This is a genomic window from Streptomyces sp. AK08-02, assembly GCF_033795085.1.
In the GTDB taxonomy this organism is placed as follows: domain Bacteria; phylum Actinomycetota; class Actinomycetes; order Streptomycetales; family Streptomycetaceae; genus Streptomyces; species Streptomyces echiniscabiei.
In genome coordinates this window covers 221,609-237,144 of the sequence record NZ_JARAZV010000011.1, presented here as the reverse complement: position 1 = coordinate 237,144, position 15,536 = coordinate 221,609, and the positions used below count along the sequence as shown (strand labels likewise).

Sequence of the window (15,536 nt, the reverse complement as noted above, 5' to 3'; positions counted from 1 at the left end):
CATCACCAGCCGTCGATGAGGCGCTCGGCCAGATAGGGGGAGAACGTTCCGGCCGGCGTAGTGGGACCCACGCCGCACATGCCGTCCGAGTCCCCGGGCACCTTGAGCCACAGCAGGTGCTCCGCGCCGCCGACGCCGATCGAGGACGGGACGCCGAGGCGGCGGCCAGCTGGGTTGCAGTAGTCGACGTGCTGGCCGTTGTCGTCCATGGCGCCGTTGCCGTTCCGGCTGGTGTCGATCACGAAGCGGGCTCCTGGGACTCCGTGGGCGGCGAGTTCTCTGGTGACCTGGGCGCCGTACGTGCACGAGATGTCGGTGGCGTCGAAGTTGGCGACCCCGATCGCGAAGCCCTTCGCCGTGGCGACTCCGGCCGCGGTGAGCCGGGTGGCCATCTCGGCGGGGCGGATCCAGGTGGCGTTTCCGCCGTCCAGGTAGGTACGGGCGAGGGGGCGGGCAGCCAGGGCCACGGCGGCATAAGCGATCAGGTCGGTGCGTTCAGTGCGGGCGGTGTCGATCGGCAGGTTGCCGAGCTGGGCGAGGGAGTCCGGTTCGACGATGATCAGGGCTGGGTGGTCCCCGATGCCGGCCGCGAGCGCGTCGATCCATGTCCGGTACTCCTCGGGGGACTTGGCGCCGCCCGAGGACTGGCCGCCGTTGTCGCGGTTGTAGACGTTGTACGCGGAGAGAATCGGCAGCTTTCCGACGGCGGCCGCGGCGGTGACGTAGGCGTTCACGTCGGCCTGGATGTCGGTGTTCCAGTCGCCGAACCACCTTGCGGTTGGGCGGCGGACGAGCGCGCGGGTGATCTTCGGGGTACGGGCGTCGGTGGGGTTCGCCGCTGCCCATTTCGCGGCGTTGGAGTCCGGGTCGACGTAGAAGCCCTCGCGGACGGTGGAGCAGGTGAGGCGGACCTCGGTGAGGTAGACGGTGACCGGGGTGCCCTGGCCGAACTGAACCGAGATCTGCCCGGTGGTGGTGTTCAGGGCCGAGGTGAAGGTGACGACGAAGTGGGTGTCCACCGTCGACAGCGTCACCGTGCGGTCGACGGCCGCCGTCCAGGGGGCGGCGCCGAGCCCGACTTGGGAGCGCAGCACCGTGCCGGTCTGGCTGGCGCGGGCGGTGAAGGACAGGGTGTACGTGCAGCCGGAGCGCAGCGTGATGTTGTCCTGGCCGACGAGGGCGTCCCACAAGTTCACGGCGTCGGTGGAGGCGGTCGCTTCCAGGCCGGTGCCGGGGGCACTGGTGGTCACCATGGCGGGGTCGCCGGACCACCAACCAGCGGTGCCGGTCGTGAAGCTGCCGTTGGTGACGAGGTCTCCGTACAGGGCGGCCACTGGTGCTCTTCCTCCGGTTACTTGACGTAGGTGACACGCAGCTGCGGCGGGTGGGGCTGGCCCACACCGTCGAACTTGCCGTAGTAGGTGCGGTTGGTGGTGTTCGGGTCGATCGCGATGCCGCGGAAGGTGGTGCTGTCGAAGATCGCGGTGATGTCGGTCCACTTGCCGCTGGAGCGGGCCCAGCCGGTCACCGTCTTGGACTCGGCTTGGTCAGAGGAGAACTTCGCCGGACGCGCGGCGTGGCCGTGGGCCTTGAGGACGGCGGTGCCGCCGGAGGCGTAGTACCAGTGGTTGGCGTACAGGTAGATCTCGACCTTCAGCAGAGTCGCGCCGGAGAGGTCGGCGGCGAGGGTGCCGCCGAAGCCGACCAGCGCGGCCTGGATGCCGTTGTTGGCGGAGTAGTAGCCGCCGACCAACTGGCTTGCGTAGTAGGCGTTGTAGCCGGAACGGTTCGCGTACGAGCCGGACCAGGTGGCCTTGTACGTCCTGGTGGACTTCACAGGCGGGTCGGGTGCCTCGGCGCCGCCGGTGTTGTAGACGCCGGTCTCCGGGACCGTCTCGCCGAGGTCCTCGACCGTCATGTGGCCGAGTTGGCCGATGGCTCCGTACAGCGAGACCGACTGGTCCGTGGGGCCGCCGGTGCTGTTGAAGGTGAGGAGCAGCCGGTTGCGGCCTGGGCGGATGCGGCCGGTAGCCGTGCAGTCGGCGACGTGTTCCAGCCGTACCCGCTGGCGGCCGGCCGTGATCAGCGGGTGGCGGGACTCCTGGATCTGCGTGGAGGTCACCAGGGGCGCGGCTGCGAAGCCGGTGCGCAGCTTGAGGACCAGCAGCCCGCCGGCGGCCGAGGGCTGGGCGGAGCCGTCGTAGGCGATGCGATACATACGGCCCTCGACGGCGTCGAAGGCGAGCTCGACGTAGCCCATCTCGGTGCCCGTGGGGGTGGAGACCTGGGCGGCCATCCAGTCCACCGCGACGATGCCGCGCGGACCGTCGCTCAGGGTGGTGATGTCGTCGCCGCCGAGGGTGAGGGTGCCGGCCACGTTCAGGGACTGGAAGGAGGCGTCGCCGGTGGAGCCGATGGCCGCGACGCGGGTGTCTCCGTCCCGCAGGGTGAGGTAGTTGGCCTGGCCGGTGACGAGGGAGACGGCCTGGTCGCCGTTCTCGTCGTACAGGAGGAGTCCCTGGGGGCCGAGTTCGGCGCGGGCACCGCCTGTGACGCGGCCGAAGACCGGGATGGCTTCGGCGTTGTCGAAGACCGCCCAGCCGGACGTGGCGGCGGAGACCTCCAGGCACAGGACGGCTCTTGTGCAGCCCTGTGGGGCGGCGACCTGGCCGCTGATGCGCTGCCACTGGCCGGGGATGGGCGCGGTGCTCTCGGCGACGCCGTAGCCGAGGATCGCACCCGTGCTCTCCTCCCAGCGGGCGAGGATCTTCACGCCCTGGGCGGCGAGGTCGTCGGAGACCAGGACGTCCACGCCGAGGAAGAGCTGGGAGGCGGCGAGGACCGGCACGGTGGCGAGCGGGAGCGTGAAGTACGTCGTCGTGTCGGCGGCGCAGTCCGCGCGGATCCCGACGCCGGTGCGGTTGCCCGGGGCGAGGGACCAGGGGGCGCCGCCGGCCGCGATGGTGTTGGCGGTGGCCGCGCCCTCGAAACCCGGGTCGGGGATGAGGTTGGTGCCCTGGCCGACCGCGATCTGGTCGGGGGTGACGGCGCCGACGGCCAAGTGCGGGGTCTGGACCGCACCTGCCGCGATCTTCCCGGCGGTGACCGAGTTCGCGGCGAGCTCGTCGCCAGTGAGGGAGAGGGCCCGTACCTCGCGGCCGGTGATCGTGTCGGCGGCGACCCTCCCTGCGGCGACGGCGTCCGCGGCGAGCTCGGTGGGGCCGACCGCGCCGGACTGCAGCTTGGCCCGGGAGACGGCTGCGGCGGCCAGCGCGGCCTCGGTGACGATGCCGTCGAGGAGCTCCTGGGCGACCACCCGGGCAGGGCCGGCCGGGCCGGCTTGGGCCGAGGGCGTGGACGGGGTGCCGGAGGTGTTGCGTGCCAGCAGCCGTACGTACAGGGGCTGTTCGGCGGGCGTGGTCAAGGTGCCGTCCCGCGGGGATTCGAGCGTGCCACGCAGCGTCGCCTCGCTCGGGGTGAAGCCGTCGGCAGTGGAGGCGTGGATCTCCGTACGGGCGAAGTCCAGTGGGGCGGCGATCGCGTCGGTGAAGGTGCCTTCCCAGGTGACGGCGATACCGCCGTAGGCGGAGGTGACGGCGGGCTGTGCAGGGCTGGGCGGAGGCGGGGCGTTGACCGGGTTAATGCCGGTGGTGCCGTCGGGCTGCTGGCCGATCACCGCACGCAGGGAACCGGACTCGTCGTAGACGTCGATGGCGCCGTTCTCGATCGACGAGTACGCGAGGCGGGAGGTGCGCGCCAGTTGGGTGTAGCGGCGCTCCAAGTCGGCGAGGCGGGCGGCGAGTTGGCTGAGGTCGTTGGCCACCGTCAGCTCCCGTAGGTGAAGCGGTCGGCGCGGGCGAGCTGCAGGGTTACGCGTTCGGGGTCGTCGCCCTGGGGCGGGCGGATGGTCCAGCCGGTGATGCGGCACCAGCCGTCGAAGTCGCTCCACTGGTCGTGGAGGGAGACGCGGACGTCGTCGCCGATCTGCCAGGAGCCGATCGGGGCGGCCGGGTGGTCGACGACCTTGATCTCGGTGACTTCGCCGAGGATCTGTCGGGCGACGCGTTCAGTGCGGGCGCGGGCGGCGAGGAGGTCGTTGGACTTCTCGGCCGGGGCTTCGAGGGCGTGCTCCAGGCGGAGGCGGCCGTTGCGGATCGCGTCGATGGCACGGCGGCGGCTGCGTCCTTCGCCCGCACCCAGTGCGATGACGACCTGGGCGGCGGCGTCGGCGTCGTAGATGACGGGGACGGTGGTGGCGACGTTGATGCCGGAGGCGAAGCCGATGTCGGTGCGGCGGGCGCCGAGGCGGGGCCAGCCGAGCCGCATACGGCCGCGGGCTCTGCCTTCACTCCAGTCGGTGGTCTCGGTCCACTCCGGGCCGCCTTCGGTCGCCGTCATGTCGTCGACAACCTGGCCGAGGACGGGAGCCTCCCACCAGTCGGTGCGGTACGGCTCGGCCGGGGTGCCGACTTTGGCCCTGCTGATGGTCGTGTCCACGGTCACGCGAAGGTCGCCGTCGGGCTGGGACTGGGCGTAGGCCCAGGTGTCGCGAATGACCTGGCAGGGGTCGGCGTAGGTGTACGGGCCGCGCCCTGCCAGGTTGCCGTGGACGTCGTGGCGGCGGTGGAGGTAGCTACCCCATCCGGCAGCCTCGATCGGATACGAGCCGCCCTGGGGTTCGGCACGCCAGATCAGCCCGCCCCACAGCAGCGTGCGATCGCGTTCGGCGGTCAGCACCGTGTTGCCGGGGTCGAGTTGGGCCGGGAGCAGATGGGCGAAGTGCGGGGCGAGGGTGGCGGAGAAGTCGCCCGCCGCGTTGAGCGCGAGGCCGAACTCGACGTCGGACAGCGGGAGATCGGCCGCGAGCAGGTCGCCGGTGAGGGCGTGGCGGGTCTGGTAGCGGTAGGCCGGCACGGTGTCACACCACGCCCTCGGTGAACTCGATGTCCGCGATGACGCTGGTGGCGGCGTCGACGCCGAGGTTTCCGGTCTCGCTCCTGCTCATGTAGGTCTGGACGTACAGGGTTTGAGTGGTGCCGCGCAGGGCGGCCGGGATGGTCAGGCTGTCGGCGAGGACGATCGTGCTGCGCCGGACGTTGTTGCCCTGGTCGTCGTCGATGGCGGTGTCCTGGCCCTGCACGGTGCCGAAGACCTGCTGCATGCGCGCGTAGACATCGGCGCTGTCCATCCGCAGCCCGGCGAACGTGGTGACGAGCTTGGCGGTGACGGCCCAGGACGGGACCGCGATCCTCCACGTCGCCGGGCCCGGCCAGGTGTGCCACTTGTTGTCCTGGTAGACCATGCGGGACAGCGAGCCGGGGAACGCGGTGTGGAGCCTGCGGTCGCGGCGCGGGTTGGCGATGGACCGCAGACTGCTGATCATCGCGGTTGTGATGACGGAGGTGTTGGCCGGGATGTCCAGGCGGGCCAGCGCGACGGCGGTCATCCCAGACGGCACGGCGGTGGTCGTGGCGGAGACGTTGGAGACAACGTGGAAGTAGCCGATCTCGTCGTTCTCCGGATCGCGGGTGCCCTCGTACTCGGGATCCTCGACACGGAGCACGAGAAGGTCGGAACGGGCGCTCGCGCCGGTGGGGGCAATGGGGACCGTGGCGTCGCCAACGTTGTACTGCGTGTAGGAGCCCTGGCCCCACGCGGCTCCGCGTACGACTGCGGAGCCGTCGCCAACGCGCACGCCCGCACCGGGAGTTGCGAGCTGGCTGACCTTGAGGTCGTTGCCTTCGGTGACGCCCTGCGAGCCGCGCGCGAGGTCGCGGATCATCATCCGGAAGGCGCGCGCGGCATGGGTGCCTCCGTGGGTGAGCAGCGGCGGGTTGATCAACGTCACGTCGTACGTCCTCCGGTTCACAGTGCGGCGTAGGCCGCGCGCCAGGTCACGGCCAGCCGGGTGGTGTTGGTGTAGTCGCGGGCGGTCCACCACAGCTCGCTGGTGCCGGGCGGAATGGTGAAGGTGTCCAGGCGGGAGGCCGGGGAGAGCGCGGGGGCGAGGTTGCCGACGCCGTTCTTCAAGGCCCAGCGGGTACCGGGCCGGGTCTCGATGTCGATGTGCTGTCCGCTGCCGAGCGCGACGGCCAGCTCGATGACCTGGCCCGACTCGACATGCCGGATACGGGGGTTGGCACACGGGCCGGTGATCCGCAGCGACGGCCACGCGGGGAGGTCACCGTCGTTGGTCATCCAGCTGCGGCGCTCGTCGGGAAAGGCGACGCCCGTGGTCAGCGGTGCGACCAGCGGGGCGCGGAAGCCTCCCAGACCGTCGGCGGAGAGCGCCAGTGTCAGGGCGGAGGCGTCGTCGGCGTGGAAGCGCGGGTCGAGGGCCGCGAACTCGATGTCCAGCGGGATCCAGCCGTGCAGGGTACTGGCGGTGCTGGCGGCCTCGACGCGGCGCAGCCGCCCGTACACTCGCCGGGTCGTCCGGCCGGGCCAGCACAGCCGCAGCACCGCATCGGCGCCGGCCGTCCTGCGTACGGTGGGGTCGTTCGCGGCGCGCTGCAGCTGGGCGAGTAGATCGAGAGCGCGTGCCGGGTTGGCCGGCGTGCGGATGCCCGCTTCGATACGGATGGTGCGCGACCCGTACAGGTCGATCCCGGCGAACGCCCCGTCATCCACAGGGTTTTCCACATCCTGGGTACGAAGATCGGGCGCCCCCAGTCCCTCGACTTCGCCGACGAGGATGTCCGTTCCGGGGCCGAGGAGGACTCCGGCCAACTCGATCTGCCAGTCTGCGAGTTCGGGCATCACAGTCGCCCTCCCCGCTGGGCGTTGCGCAGGCGCCGCATCACTTCGGCGCCGATCTGCTGCGGGGTGGCAGCGGTGGCCGAGACGGTGACGGGCATGGAGCCGATCAGCGGTTGCTGCTCGCGGACCACGACGACCTGGACATTGCCCGCGGGGCGCGCGTCCACCGTGCGGACCGGCGCTGAGTCCCGTGAATCCGGGGCGAGTTGGAGTCCGAAGCGGCTCGCGACATCACCCAGTACGGCGGTCGCCGAAGCCCGCTTGGACGCGGCCAGCGGGATGAACGCCTCGCCGCCGGTGCTCGCCTCCGCGAACTTGATCAGCGCGGTGGGTGAGGAGTAGACGCCGGGCTCCCACACGCCGCCGTTCGCATACGCCAGACCCTTGTTCGCCTTGGCGAGATCGGTGAGGAAGCGGGTGGCACGGGAACCGAGCGCGGACTTGATGCGGGACCGGCCGAGGCCCGCGACCTCGATGATCCGGTCCTCCTCGATGCCAGTGGTGTCGGCGACCTTGTGGATGCCCGTGGTACGGGTCTTGATCGCGCCGATGATGGTGAGCAGGTCGGCCAGGTCCTCGGTGGCCAGGGTCTTCGCGGCGGCCTTGGCCGCGTCGTTGGCCTTCTTCGCCTTCTTGTTGCTCTTCACTGCTTCGGCGGCGAGGGTTTCGGCGTCCGTGTCGCCCTGCTCGGCGAGCCTCGTCGCCAGGTCCGTGTAGCCCATCGCGGACAGCCTCGTGAGGTTTGCCTCGAACTCCTTCTGATCCTTCACCGCAGCCTTCAGCCGACTGGTGAAGTCAGACAGGGTGGTCTTTGCGATACCGCCCAGCCTTGCCAGGTCCTTCGCCATTTCCTTGACGTACTTGGAGCTGCCGGTGGCCATCTTGCGGGTGAGCTCCACGCCGCCCTCGCCCATGGCCTCCAGGGCGTCGGCGACGTCCTGCCCAGCACGTCGGGCGACGGTGGCGAGGTTCCTGCGCCAGGCAGCGGCCTTCTTCGAAGCCTTGTCGAGGTTCTTCTCGAAGAGGGCCAGGTCGAAGATCTCGACCTCCTTGCCCTTTGTCTTGCCCTTGCCCTTGCTCTTGACGGTGCGCATCGAGTCCGAGCGGATGGACGACACGGAAATCAGTTCGGACTGGCCGATGGGGCTGTACGACCAGCCCGACAGTCCCCCGTCGGCATGCCACTGGATGCCGGATGGGTCGCCGCCGAGCCGCCGTACGGTCTCCTCCGTGATCGCGCGAGAGCGCGGCCACTTCGACCTGGCCAAGGGCACGTAGCTCTCGCCCCCGGTCTCCTCCTCCGCCCAGACACGCCAGCTGCCGGCCGGGGCGATCTGCGCGACGTGGTTCTCGCGGACGCCGCCCCGGGCGTAGAAGTCGAGGACGGAGCCGCGGGCCTGCGGGGCCTGGATCGCGTCAGGGACGCCGTTGGCGTCGCGGTCCCAGGAGGTGGGGCTGAGGAAGACACCGACGCCAACGTTCCGGCCGGAGATGTTGTTGATCGCGCTCTGGATGCTGCCGAGAGCGGTCATCGGCGGCTGGACGGGGACCGTGATCTCGGCCTTGCCCTTCGGCAGGTTCGTCACCTTGAAGCCGAGGTCTTCCAGCGCGGCGCGTGCGGCGGCCGTCGGCGCGCTGACCGTGATGGTCTTCGAGTTGGGGCTCTTGACCAGTTCGGCTTCGACGGCCTTCAGGCTGGTGATCGCGCCGCTCGTCGCGGCATCGACCTTCACCGTCTTCCTGTCGGGGGTCGCGCCGAGCTGCTCGATGAGCGCCTTGAGCGCGGTGCGGGCGGAGTTCGTCGGTGCCGTGATCTTGATCTGGCGCGTTCCCGCAACGGTCTCGATCGTGAAGCCGAGGTCCTTGAGGTCCTGCTGCGCCTCGGCGCTGAGGGAGTCGACTCGGATGGTCGACCTCTTCGGAAACCGGTCCAGCTCGGCCTGCACGGCGAGGAGATCGGCGAGCGTGGAGTCCATGCCCTCGGTCTCAAGGAGCAGCGACACCTTCGACGGCATCAGGCCGAGACTGTCGGCGACCGCCTCGGCCTCCTTCCGGGTCAGCCCGTAACCCTCGGCAGCCTTGATCGCGGCCGTCCGTGCCTTGTCCATATGCTCTCGGGCCAAGGCCAGCGACTCCGGCAGCGACTTGTTGTTCTGCTGGGCGAGTGCGTACGCCGAGACCGACGCGTCCGCGGCGGCGTCGCTGAGCGAGGTGAGCGACTGGTAGAGCTGCTGGCCGTTGTGGCTGGCGGTGTTCAGCGTCCCGTTGTTGTTCAGCAGTGCCCTGCCGAAGCCGTCGGCCTTGTCGATCCCGTCAGCCAGGGCCTCGTTCACGTCGAGGACGGCGCTGTTCACGCGTGCCTCGGCGGCCTGGAGAGAGATGCTGCCGCCGGAGAGCAGGTCGAGAGCGTCCTTCAGGGCACGGGTGCGGGTGTCGGCGTCGGCTGTCTTGTCGGCGAGCGCGCTGACGGCGGTCTTGAGCCGGTCGTACGCGCTCGCGCCGTCCTTGGTGTCGCTGCTGGCGTCGGCGAGGCGCTTGGCGTCCTTGGCCGACTCGGCCATCTCGCCCTTGACGGCGCCGAGTGCGTCGGCGGCCTCCTTGGCCTGCAGGCCGGTGTCGGTGTAGATCTTCGCCGCACCGCCCTGCGTAGCGATCCACTTGACGTTGGCCTCGGCGGTCGCGTTCAGCTCCGTCTGGAGGTCTTCCAGCGACCGGCCCTGTCCCAGGTAGACGTCGGTGAGTTCGGCCATGGAGACGCCGGCGCGCTCCATGACGTCGGCGAGCTTCTCTTTGCCGTCGCGGACCTTGGTGTCGAGCAGGGTCTGGGCGGCGGCCCGGCGCACGTTGTCGTCGATGACGCCGCCGGACTCGCGCAGCGCGTCGGTCAGGGTGCTCACCCTCTGCTGGTGTTCGGCGGCGGCCCGGGCGGCCTTCTGCTGCTGGGAGGCGAGGAGCCCGAGGCCGAGGGTGACCCCGACGAGAGCGGCGCCCCAGGGCCCGCCCATGACACCGACCAGGCCGGACATCGCGCCGCGCAGACCCACGCCCGCGGCCCGGGTCATGCCGGTGAGCGTGCCGGTGAAGCCGGTGGCCGGACCCTGCGCGCTGCGGAAGGCGGCGCCCATCTGGCCGACGACGGGAATGCGGGTCTGGAGGACGGCGAAGGCCGCACCAAGCCGTCCGATCGACGTGCCGGTCGAAGCAGCGAGGGTCTGCTGGACGCGCATCTGCGCGCCGAGGCCCTGCCACGCTCCGGTCAGCCGACCACCGACAGTGGAGGCGAGCAGGCCGAGCGCGGGGGCGACGCGACGGGCGAGGAACATCGCGGCGATCGCAGTCAGTACGGGGCCGGGCAGCGCGCCGAAGGTTCCCACCAGCGTGCCGACGGCCTGGCCTACCGGCACCAGGACGGCGGACAGCCCTGCCATGGCGGACAGCGCGAGGTTCGCGGCCGTGACGAAGATGTCCAGGGCGTTCGCCGCGCCACTGGACTCGCCTCCCAGCGCGCCCAGGGATTCCGCGATGGGCTGCGCCCCCTGGGCAAGGTTGTCCAGCACCTCGCCCAGGGCTCGGGCAGCGTTGATCAACAGATTGAGCCCGGAGGCCACGGCGTGTTCGCCGAGCGCCTGCAACGGTCCGACGAGCTGCGACGCCTCCTCGACCAGCCCACCCAGCCCACTGCGGGCCTGCGCCTTGAGCTCCGGTCCGTACAGGGTGGCGAGGTCTCGCCCGTACTCGATCGCGGTAACCAGGTACGGGGTCGCTGACGACAGACCACGGGTCATCAGCCGGGCGACGTACTCCAGGCCCGGCGCCATCGCGTCGTACAGCGCCAGCCCGGTCTGCCGGGTCTGCTTCTCCAGCAGCGTCATCGCGCCCGCGAGGCCCTGCCCACGGGCGGCGGTGATCTGCGCGGCCGCGCCCGACTCCCGTACAGCCAACGACAGCGCGTCGAAGGACTCGGTGCCCTGGTGGGCGAGGGCGATGGCACCCGACATGGCGGGCTTGCCCATCGACTTCTTCACCGCGGCGGTGAAGTCCTGCTGCGACATGGTGTGCTGGGCGCGGCTCAGCTCTTCGATGACGTAGCGCAGGCCCCGGAAGTTTCCCTGCGCGTCCCACGCCTCGATGCCGAGGGCCTTCAGTCCGTCGCGCATCTCCTTGGTGGGCGCGGCGAGGTTGGCCATCATGCCGCGCAGCGCGGTGCCGGCGGTCTGGCCGAGGATGCCCGCCTTGCCGAGCATGCCGACCGCGCTGGCCGCGTCCTCCATGCTCACACCGAGGCCGGCGGCGACCGGCCCGGCGTACCGCATCGCGTAGTAGATGTCGATGATGCCGCCGGAGGCGTTGTTCGCGGTGGCGGCGAGGATGTCGGAGGCGCGCGCGGCCTGGTCGGCGCCGAGGCCGAACTGGTCCATGATGTCGCCGAGGTACCGGGCGGAGTCGGCCGCGTTGACCCCGGCAGCGGAAGCGAGTTCGAGGGAGGCCCGGGTCGCGGTGATGGCCTGGTCGGTACGGAAGCCCGCCTTCGCCAACTCCACCATCGCCTCAGCAGCGTCCGCCGCGCTGGTGGTCGGCAGGTTGAGGTCCGCACCGAGCTGGTTGGCCATCCAGGCGGCGCGCTGCATCTGCCCGGCCGTGGCTCCAGTGACGGCGGAGAAGATGTTCATCTGCCGCTGGTAGCGGTTGCCCTCCTCCAGCAGCTGTCCGGTGCCCAGGATCAGTGCCCCGCCGGCGAGAAGCCGGGCCAGCGCGGTGGCTTGCTTCCCCACGCCCTTGAGGGAGCGCTCGGCCCCGCCTGCCTCGGTGCTCGCCCGGCGTAGACCGCTGCCCGCTTGTCTGCCACGGGTCCCGAGCGCGCCGAGCTGGGTTGCCGCCGTACGGGCACGGTTTCCCAGGGTGTCGATCCGCTGCGCGGTGCGGCGACTGGAAGCGTCCAGCTGCGCCAGACGCCGGTCGAGGTCGCGGGTGCGGCGCCCGAGATCCTGGGCCGCGTCGGCAGCCGAACGCAGCCCGGAGATCAGGCTGTTGGCCTGCGCGGTCAGCTGGACGGTCAGGCTGTATGTCGGCACCCGCCCTCTTCACCTCCCTCTACGTGTCGTCGCCGCGGTGCAGGTGCTCGTACGTCTGCCGGGCCAGGAGCGTGACCTTGATGCCGTAGCCGGCGCGGCCCTCGGGCACGCGGTCGCGTTCCTGGGCGATCAGCTCGCAGCCGGGGCAGCGCACGGTGTCGGTGACGTACGCGTGCCGGTCGTCCTGCCACTCCGCCTCCCGCGTGCGGCAGTCCGGGCAGAGCGAGCGCTGTCGCGCCTGCCACGCCAGGGCCTTCGCGCGGTCGAGTTCCGACCAGCGGCCGTCACCCCCGAGGAACCGCGAGTGCGGGATGCGGTAGGTCTCGCACAGCTCCAGCTCGGCCCTCAGCTGGGGATCGGCCGTCAGTCTTTTCCCAGGTCAGCACGGGACTCCTGCTGCACCTGCCAGGCGGCCTCCCACAGTGCGTTCGCGTCCGGCGCCGACCAGGAATCCAGCAGCTCGCGGGCCTCGGTCTCGCTCATGCCGTCCGTGCTGGAGGCGGCAACCAGCGCGGCGGGGAAGGTGTCCGGGTTGAACGCCGCCCCGTCAGCGGCCTGTTGGTCGGTTGGCGGATGGGCGTGGATGAGTTCCTCGAGAACCGGCCGCGGCAGCGCGCGGAAGCACAGAGAGACGGAGGCCGTGTCGAAGGCTCTGCGTGCGGTCTCATACCGCTCGGCGGCCGCAGTCGCCCGGGCGGCAAGCGCCGCGTTGTCCGGATCGCCGTCGGCGAGGAGCTGAGCGCGGTCGGCGGCACGCTTGGCTGCGTCGTACTCTGTGCGCCGCGCTGTGTCGTCGCAGATCTGCAGAACGCGCTCTGGCAGGGAGCGGCGGCGCAGCCGCTCCATCTTCTGCTCCCACGTCGCCTCGCTCCTGGCGGCCATCAGCTGCCCCCTCCGGAGGCGGCGGGCACGGCGGCGTCAAGCGTCGGCGGGGAAGTGATCGAGAAGACCGCCTGGAACTTCGCGGCCTCGTTGCCCGCGTTGTACTGCGGGGTACGCGAGGCCACCTGGACGGGGAAGCTGTCCAGGGACTTCGAGCCGGGGATGTCGCCCTTGCGCAGGAACACCACATAGCCGATGGCGCCCTTGGGCAGCAGCGTCTCGACGGCGTCGCTGAGCTGGTCCTCGTAGAAGGTGATCGAGGAGTTGTCGGCCTTGTCGTTGCCGGGGATGGAGGAGGAGAACGTCGACGCCATGTCTGGCGTCTCGATCGACTCGTTCGTCAGCGACCAGCCGTCGACATCGCTCATCGCCTCGGTCAGGTCGGTGGAGTTCGGGGCGGAGATTTCCGCACGGGTGGGGATCCTGGTCGCGGCGGCGATGTTCTTCAACCAGAGAATCTTGGTGATGCCGCGCCGCATGAAGCGCTGCTGAGCCACGGGCACTCCGAAGGAGAGAACCGCGCCGGGCTCATCGGCCGGGCGTCCGCGTGGCTCCGCGGTGAGAGGAGGATCAGGCAGGTGTCACAGTGATCGTGAACCGCTGCACGTAGGAAACGATATCGCCCTGCGAACCGTCAACCGGATCTCCACCGGCGTCGACGGTCAACTCCCGGTCGATCACCCGCATTCCGGGAACCTCGACCCGCGTACGCCAGCCGCTCGCCGTACGGTCGAAGAGCACCGCACGGACCTTGTCGGCGAGCCACTGCACCTGATCGGCCCGCTCCCCCACGCTGGTCACCTGGTACGTCCAGGCGGCGTCCGCGTGCCAGTCGGCGAACGACGGGCCGGAGAACTCCCCCGGCAGGCTGTCGAGGATCAGGTACGGAAAGGCCGCGGGTTCCCCGTCCACCGCCCGCGGCAGCACCCCGAGCCCACACGGCCGCCCCGTTCCCTCAGCGAGCACGGCCACGAGCGCGCGGGTCAACGGCAGCCGAGGAATCGTCATCGCGGCAACGCCCCCGTACGCAGCGCCTCCAGAAAGCCGGGCTGGGTGCGCTGAAACGCGGGCTCGATGTGCGGATACGGCGGCTGCCGATACTGGCGCCCCAGCCTGTCGACGCCCACGAACCCGTACTCCAGCCGCCGTTGCTGCGGCGCGTCGGTGAACACCACTGCTGTCACCTGCCCTCCGGCGACGGTCACCTTCACATCCCACGACGCCCTGTACTGACCGGTGATCACATTCGGTCCCGGCCGCCCCGAGGCGTTCTTCTGGATGCGGACCCGCAGCAACATGGCGTGATGCCGCGTGATCGCCCGCGTCCGGGACCGTACTGCCGGCCCCATCCGCGCGAGGGCTGCGGCCAGTTCAATCGGATCCCGGAACGCTGCGGCGTCCGGGTGGGCATTCGGATGCGGAGTCGCTGCCATCAGTCCACCACCTGGAGCCGCACGACCCGCACCACGGCGAAGGTCCCGACATTGGCGTCCGCCACCCGGAAGCGACGCCCGACGAGCTGGGCATCCCGGGTCGAACCGCGGACCGCGATCACGTCGTCGTTTCGCGTCTCCGGAGCGTCGAGGGGCAGCAGGGCCTGATACGCGGTGGCTGCCGGAAGCGCGGCAACCGAGCCGTCCAGCGGGGCCGTGATCGCGGGCTGCCCGAGGGGCACGATGGCACCGGACCCCGCCCATACGAGAGCACCATCTGCCTCAGCGGCCTTCAGCTCGCCCGTGTCCTCGTCGAGCACATCGTCCGTACGGCCGCCAGGGTCCCGCCACAACTCCAACCGGTCGTCGAGCATCCCCTCCACAACGCGGCGCACACCGGAGAGATCAAGCGCCACGAGCCCACTCCGCCAGCTGCCGCAGCACGGCGGCCGTCCCGCCGCCCGGTACGTTCTCCAAGTCCGCCCTCGCGAGCGCGGCACGCTCCACCTCAAGTGGATCCAGCGCATCGAGGAACGCAGCAGCAGCCACACCCGGTTCGGCGGGAACGCCGATCTCTACCCGTGCCAGCACGTCCAGTTCGGCCGGCCAGGTCCCGGTCGGCCGGAGGTGCAGCACGACGCGCGGTAGATCATGCGGATCGGCGTGCACATCGACTGCTGCGACCTGGTCGCTCACGTCACGTCCGTCCACGGCGACGGCGTAGGCACGGCCGTCGAAGGTCATCTCAAAACGGTTCGGTGTCGACACCGGCGGAGCCTAAACCCATGGCGTTGGTGGAGAACGACCGGCAAGAGGTCGAAGGCATCGCCCGGGCCAGTGGAATGGAGCCGGAAGGCAGGCTTATCGCGTCCGGTCACGAAGCCGACGGCCAGCCGGCCCCGATGCATCTTGCCTGCGCCATACCGGGACTGGCGTCCTGGTGGCGCGGCGCGTCTGAATGCCCACGGCGATCCTCACCACCAAACAACCGATGCCCAGCCCGCCGAGGATCAGGGTGGGGACGAACGCGGCGAGCGGGTCGCCGGGCTCCGTCGTGTTGAAGAACAGCCCCACGCTCTGCGCGATCAGCCCCGCGCTGACCAGAGCCAGGACCGCCCCACGCAGCTGTAGCTGACCCGCCCGCCCCGTCAGTTCAGGCCGTAACTGCCACCAACGCCTCAGCACAATCAGCCCTGTCGCGGCGACACATGCTCCGAGCACCGTCGAGCCGTCCCACGAGGAGGTGATCGCGATCCCCGTCCCGATTGCGGTAGCCAGGCCGCCGTAGAAAAACAGCGCGCCGCGATAGACGCCTTCGGTCAACGCTCGCGGAGGGATGAACGTCATGTCGTACGGAGTCCCAGTTCGTGGCTCGGGGTTTCGGCAAGGG

At 70.4% G+C, this 15,536-nt stretch carries 14 protein-coding genes; all 14 read right to left on the bottom strand.

The window, feature by feature from the left end; all coding sequences use genetic code 11:
• Positions 1-2: 2 nt before the first annotated feature.
• The 14 genes from PV734_RS24015 to PV734_RS23950 all read right to left on the bottom strand — a co-directional run bounded on the left by PV734_RS24015 (position 3) and on the right by PV734_RS23950 (position 15,493).
• Entirely contained in the window at positions 3-1,334 is a 1,332-nt protein-coding gene (locus tag PV734_RS24015) for a glycoside hydrolase family 6 protein (protein ID WP_319291717.1), read from the bottom strand.
• Between the two features lie 17 nt (positions 1,335-1,351).
• Complete coding sequence (locus PV734_RS24010; RefSeq protein WP_319291715.1) at positions 1,352-3,823, bottom strand: hypothetical protein; 2,472 nt, start codon at positions 3,821-3,823, stop codon at positions 1,352-1,354.
• 2 nt (positions 3,824-3,825) lie between these two features.
• Positions 3,826-4,914: a hypothetical protein gene (locus tag PV734_RS24005; protein ID WP_319291712.1), complete on the bottom strand. Its 1,089-nt coding sequence runs from the start codon at positions 4,912-4,914 to the stop codon at positions 3,826-3,828.
• A 4-nt stretch (positions 4,915-4,918) separates the two neighbouring features.
• The gene (locus PV734_RS24000; protein WP_319291710.1) at positions 4,919-5,848 is read right to left on the bottom strand and encodes a hypothetical protein; all 930 of its coding nucleotides are present in this window, start codon (positions 5,846-5,848) and stop codon (positions 4,919-4,921) included.
• 17 nt (positions 5,849-5,865) lie between these two features.
• A complete protein-coding gene (locus tag PV734_RS23995; RefSeq protein WP_319291707.1) occupies positions 5,866-6,759 on the bottom strand; it encodes a phage distal tail protein in 894 nt (297 codons plus the stop codon).
• Entirely contained in the window at positions 6,759-11,831 is a 5,073-nt protein-coding gene (locus PV734_RS23990) for a phage tail tape measure protein (RefSeq protein WP_319291704.1), read from the bottom strand. The genes PV734_RS23995 and PV734_RS23990 overlap by 1 nt, the downstream gene beginning before the upstream one ends.
• A 19-nt stretch (positions 11,832-11,850) precedes the next feature.
• Positions 11,851-11,985, bottom strand: coding sequence for a hypothetical protein (locus tag PV734_RS23985; protein ID WP_319291702.1), 135 nt, complete (start codon positions 11,983-11,985; stop codon positions 11,851-11,853).
• A gap of 209 nt (positions 11,986-12,194) precedes the next feature.
• Positions 12,195-12,713 carry a hypothetical protein gene (locus PV734_RS23980; protein WP_319291699.1) on the bottom strand — a complete coding sequence of 173 codons (519 nt, stop codon included), beginning with the start codon at positions 12,711-12,713 and terminating at the stop codon, positions 12,195-12,197.
• Positions 12,713-13,210 (bottom strand): hypothetical protein, encoded by a 498-nt coding sequence (locus PV734_RS23975; RefSeq protein ID WP_319291696.1) that lies wholly within the window; start codon positions 13,208-13,210, stop codon positions 12,713-12,715. Before PV734_RS23975 ends, PV734_RS23980 begins: the two co-directional genes overlap by 1 nt.
• Positions 13,211-13,283: 73 nt before the next feature.
• A complete protein-coding gene (locus PV734_RS23970) occupies positions 13,284-13,721 on the bottom strand; it encodes a hypothetical protein (RefSeq protein ID WP_319291694.1) in 438 nt (145 codons plus the stop codon).
• On the bottom strand, positions 13,718-14,146 hold the full coding sequence (locus tag PV734_RS23965; protein WP_319291691.1) for an HK97 gp10 family phage protein: 429 nt from the start codon (positions 14,144-14,146) through the stop codon (positions 13,718-13,720). Before PV734_RS23965 ends, PV734_RS23970 begins: the two co-directional genes overlap by 4 nt.
• The gene (locus PV734_RS23960; RefSeq protein WP_319291690.1) at positions 14,146-14,562 is read right to left on the bottom strand and encodes a DUF6093 family protein; all 417 of its coding nucleotides are present in this window, start codon (positions 14,560-14,562) and stop codon (positions 14,146-14,148) included. Before PV734_RS23960 ends, PV734_RS23965 begins: the two co-directional genes overlap by 1 nt.
• Entirely contained in the window at positions 14,552-14,890 is a 339-nt protein-coding gene (locus PV734_RS23955; protein ID WP_319291687.1) for a hypothetical protein, read from the bottom strand. The genes PV734_RS23960 and PV734_RS23955 overlap by 11 nt, the downstream gene beginning before the upstream one ends.
• Before the next feature lie 117 nt (positions 14,891-15,007).
• On the bottom strand, positions 15,008-15,493 hold the full coding sequence (locus tag PV734_RS23950) for a hypothetical protein (RefSeq protein ID WP_319291684.1): 486 nt from the start codon (positions 15,491-15,493) through the stop codon (positions 15,008-15,010).
• Between the last annotated feature and the right edge of the window lie 43 nt (positions 15,494-15,536).

What these genes read in the sequence shown, in the direction of transcription:
- PV734_RS23970 (WP_319291694.1), bottom strand. Translation starts at nt 13,721, where the DNA reads ATGACGATTCCTCGGCTGCCGTTGACCCGCGCGCTCGTGGCCGTGCTC.
- PV734_RS23980 (WP_319291699.1), bottom strand. Translation starts at nt 12,713, where the DNA reads ATGGCCGCCAGGAGCGAGGCGACGTGGGAGCAGAAGATGGAGCGGCTG.
- PV734_RS23965 (WP_319291691.1), bottom strand. Translation starts at nt 14,146, where the DNA reads ATGGCAGCGACTCCGCATCCGAATGCCCACCCGGACGCCGCAGCGTTC.
- PV734_RS23995 (WP_319291707.1), bottom strand. Translation starts at nt 6,759, where the DNA reads ATGCCCGAACTCGCAGACTGGCAGATCGAGTTGGCCGGAGTCCTCCTC.
- PV734_RS23950 (WP_319291684.1), bottom strand. Translation starts at nt 15,493, where the DNA reads ATGACGTTCATCCCTCCGCGAGCGTTGACCGAAGGCGTCTATCGCGGC.
- PV734_RS23955 (WP_319291687.1), bottom strand. Translation starts at nt 14,890, where the DNA reads ATGACCTTCGACGGCCGTGCCTACGCCGTCGCCGTGGACGGACGTGAC.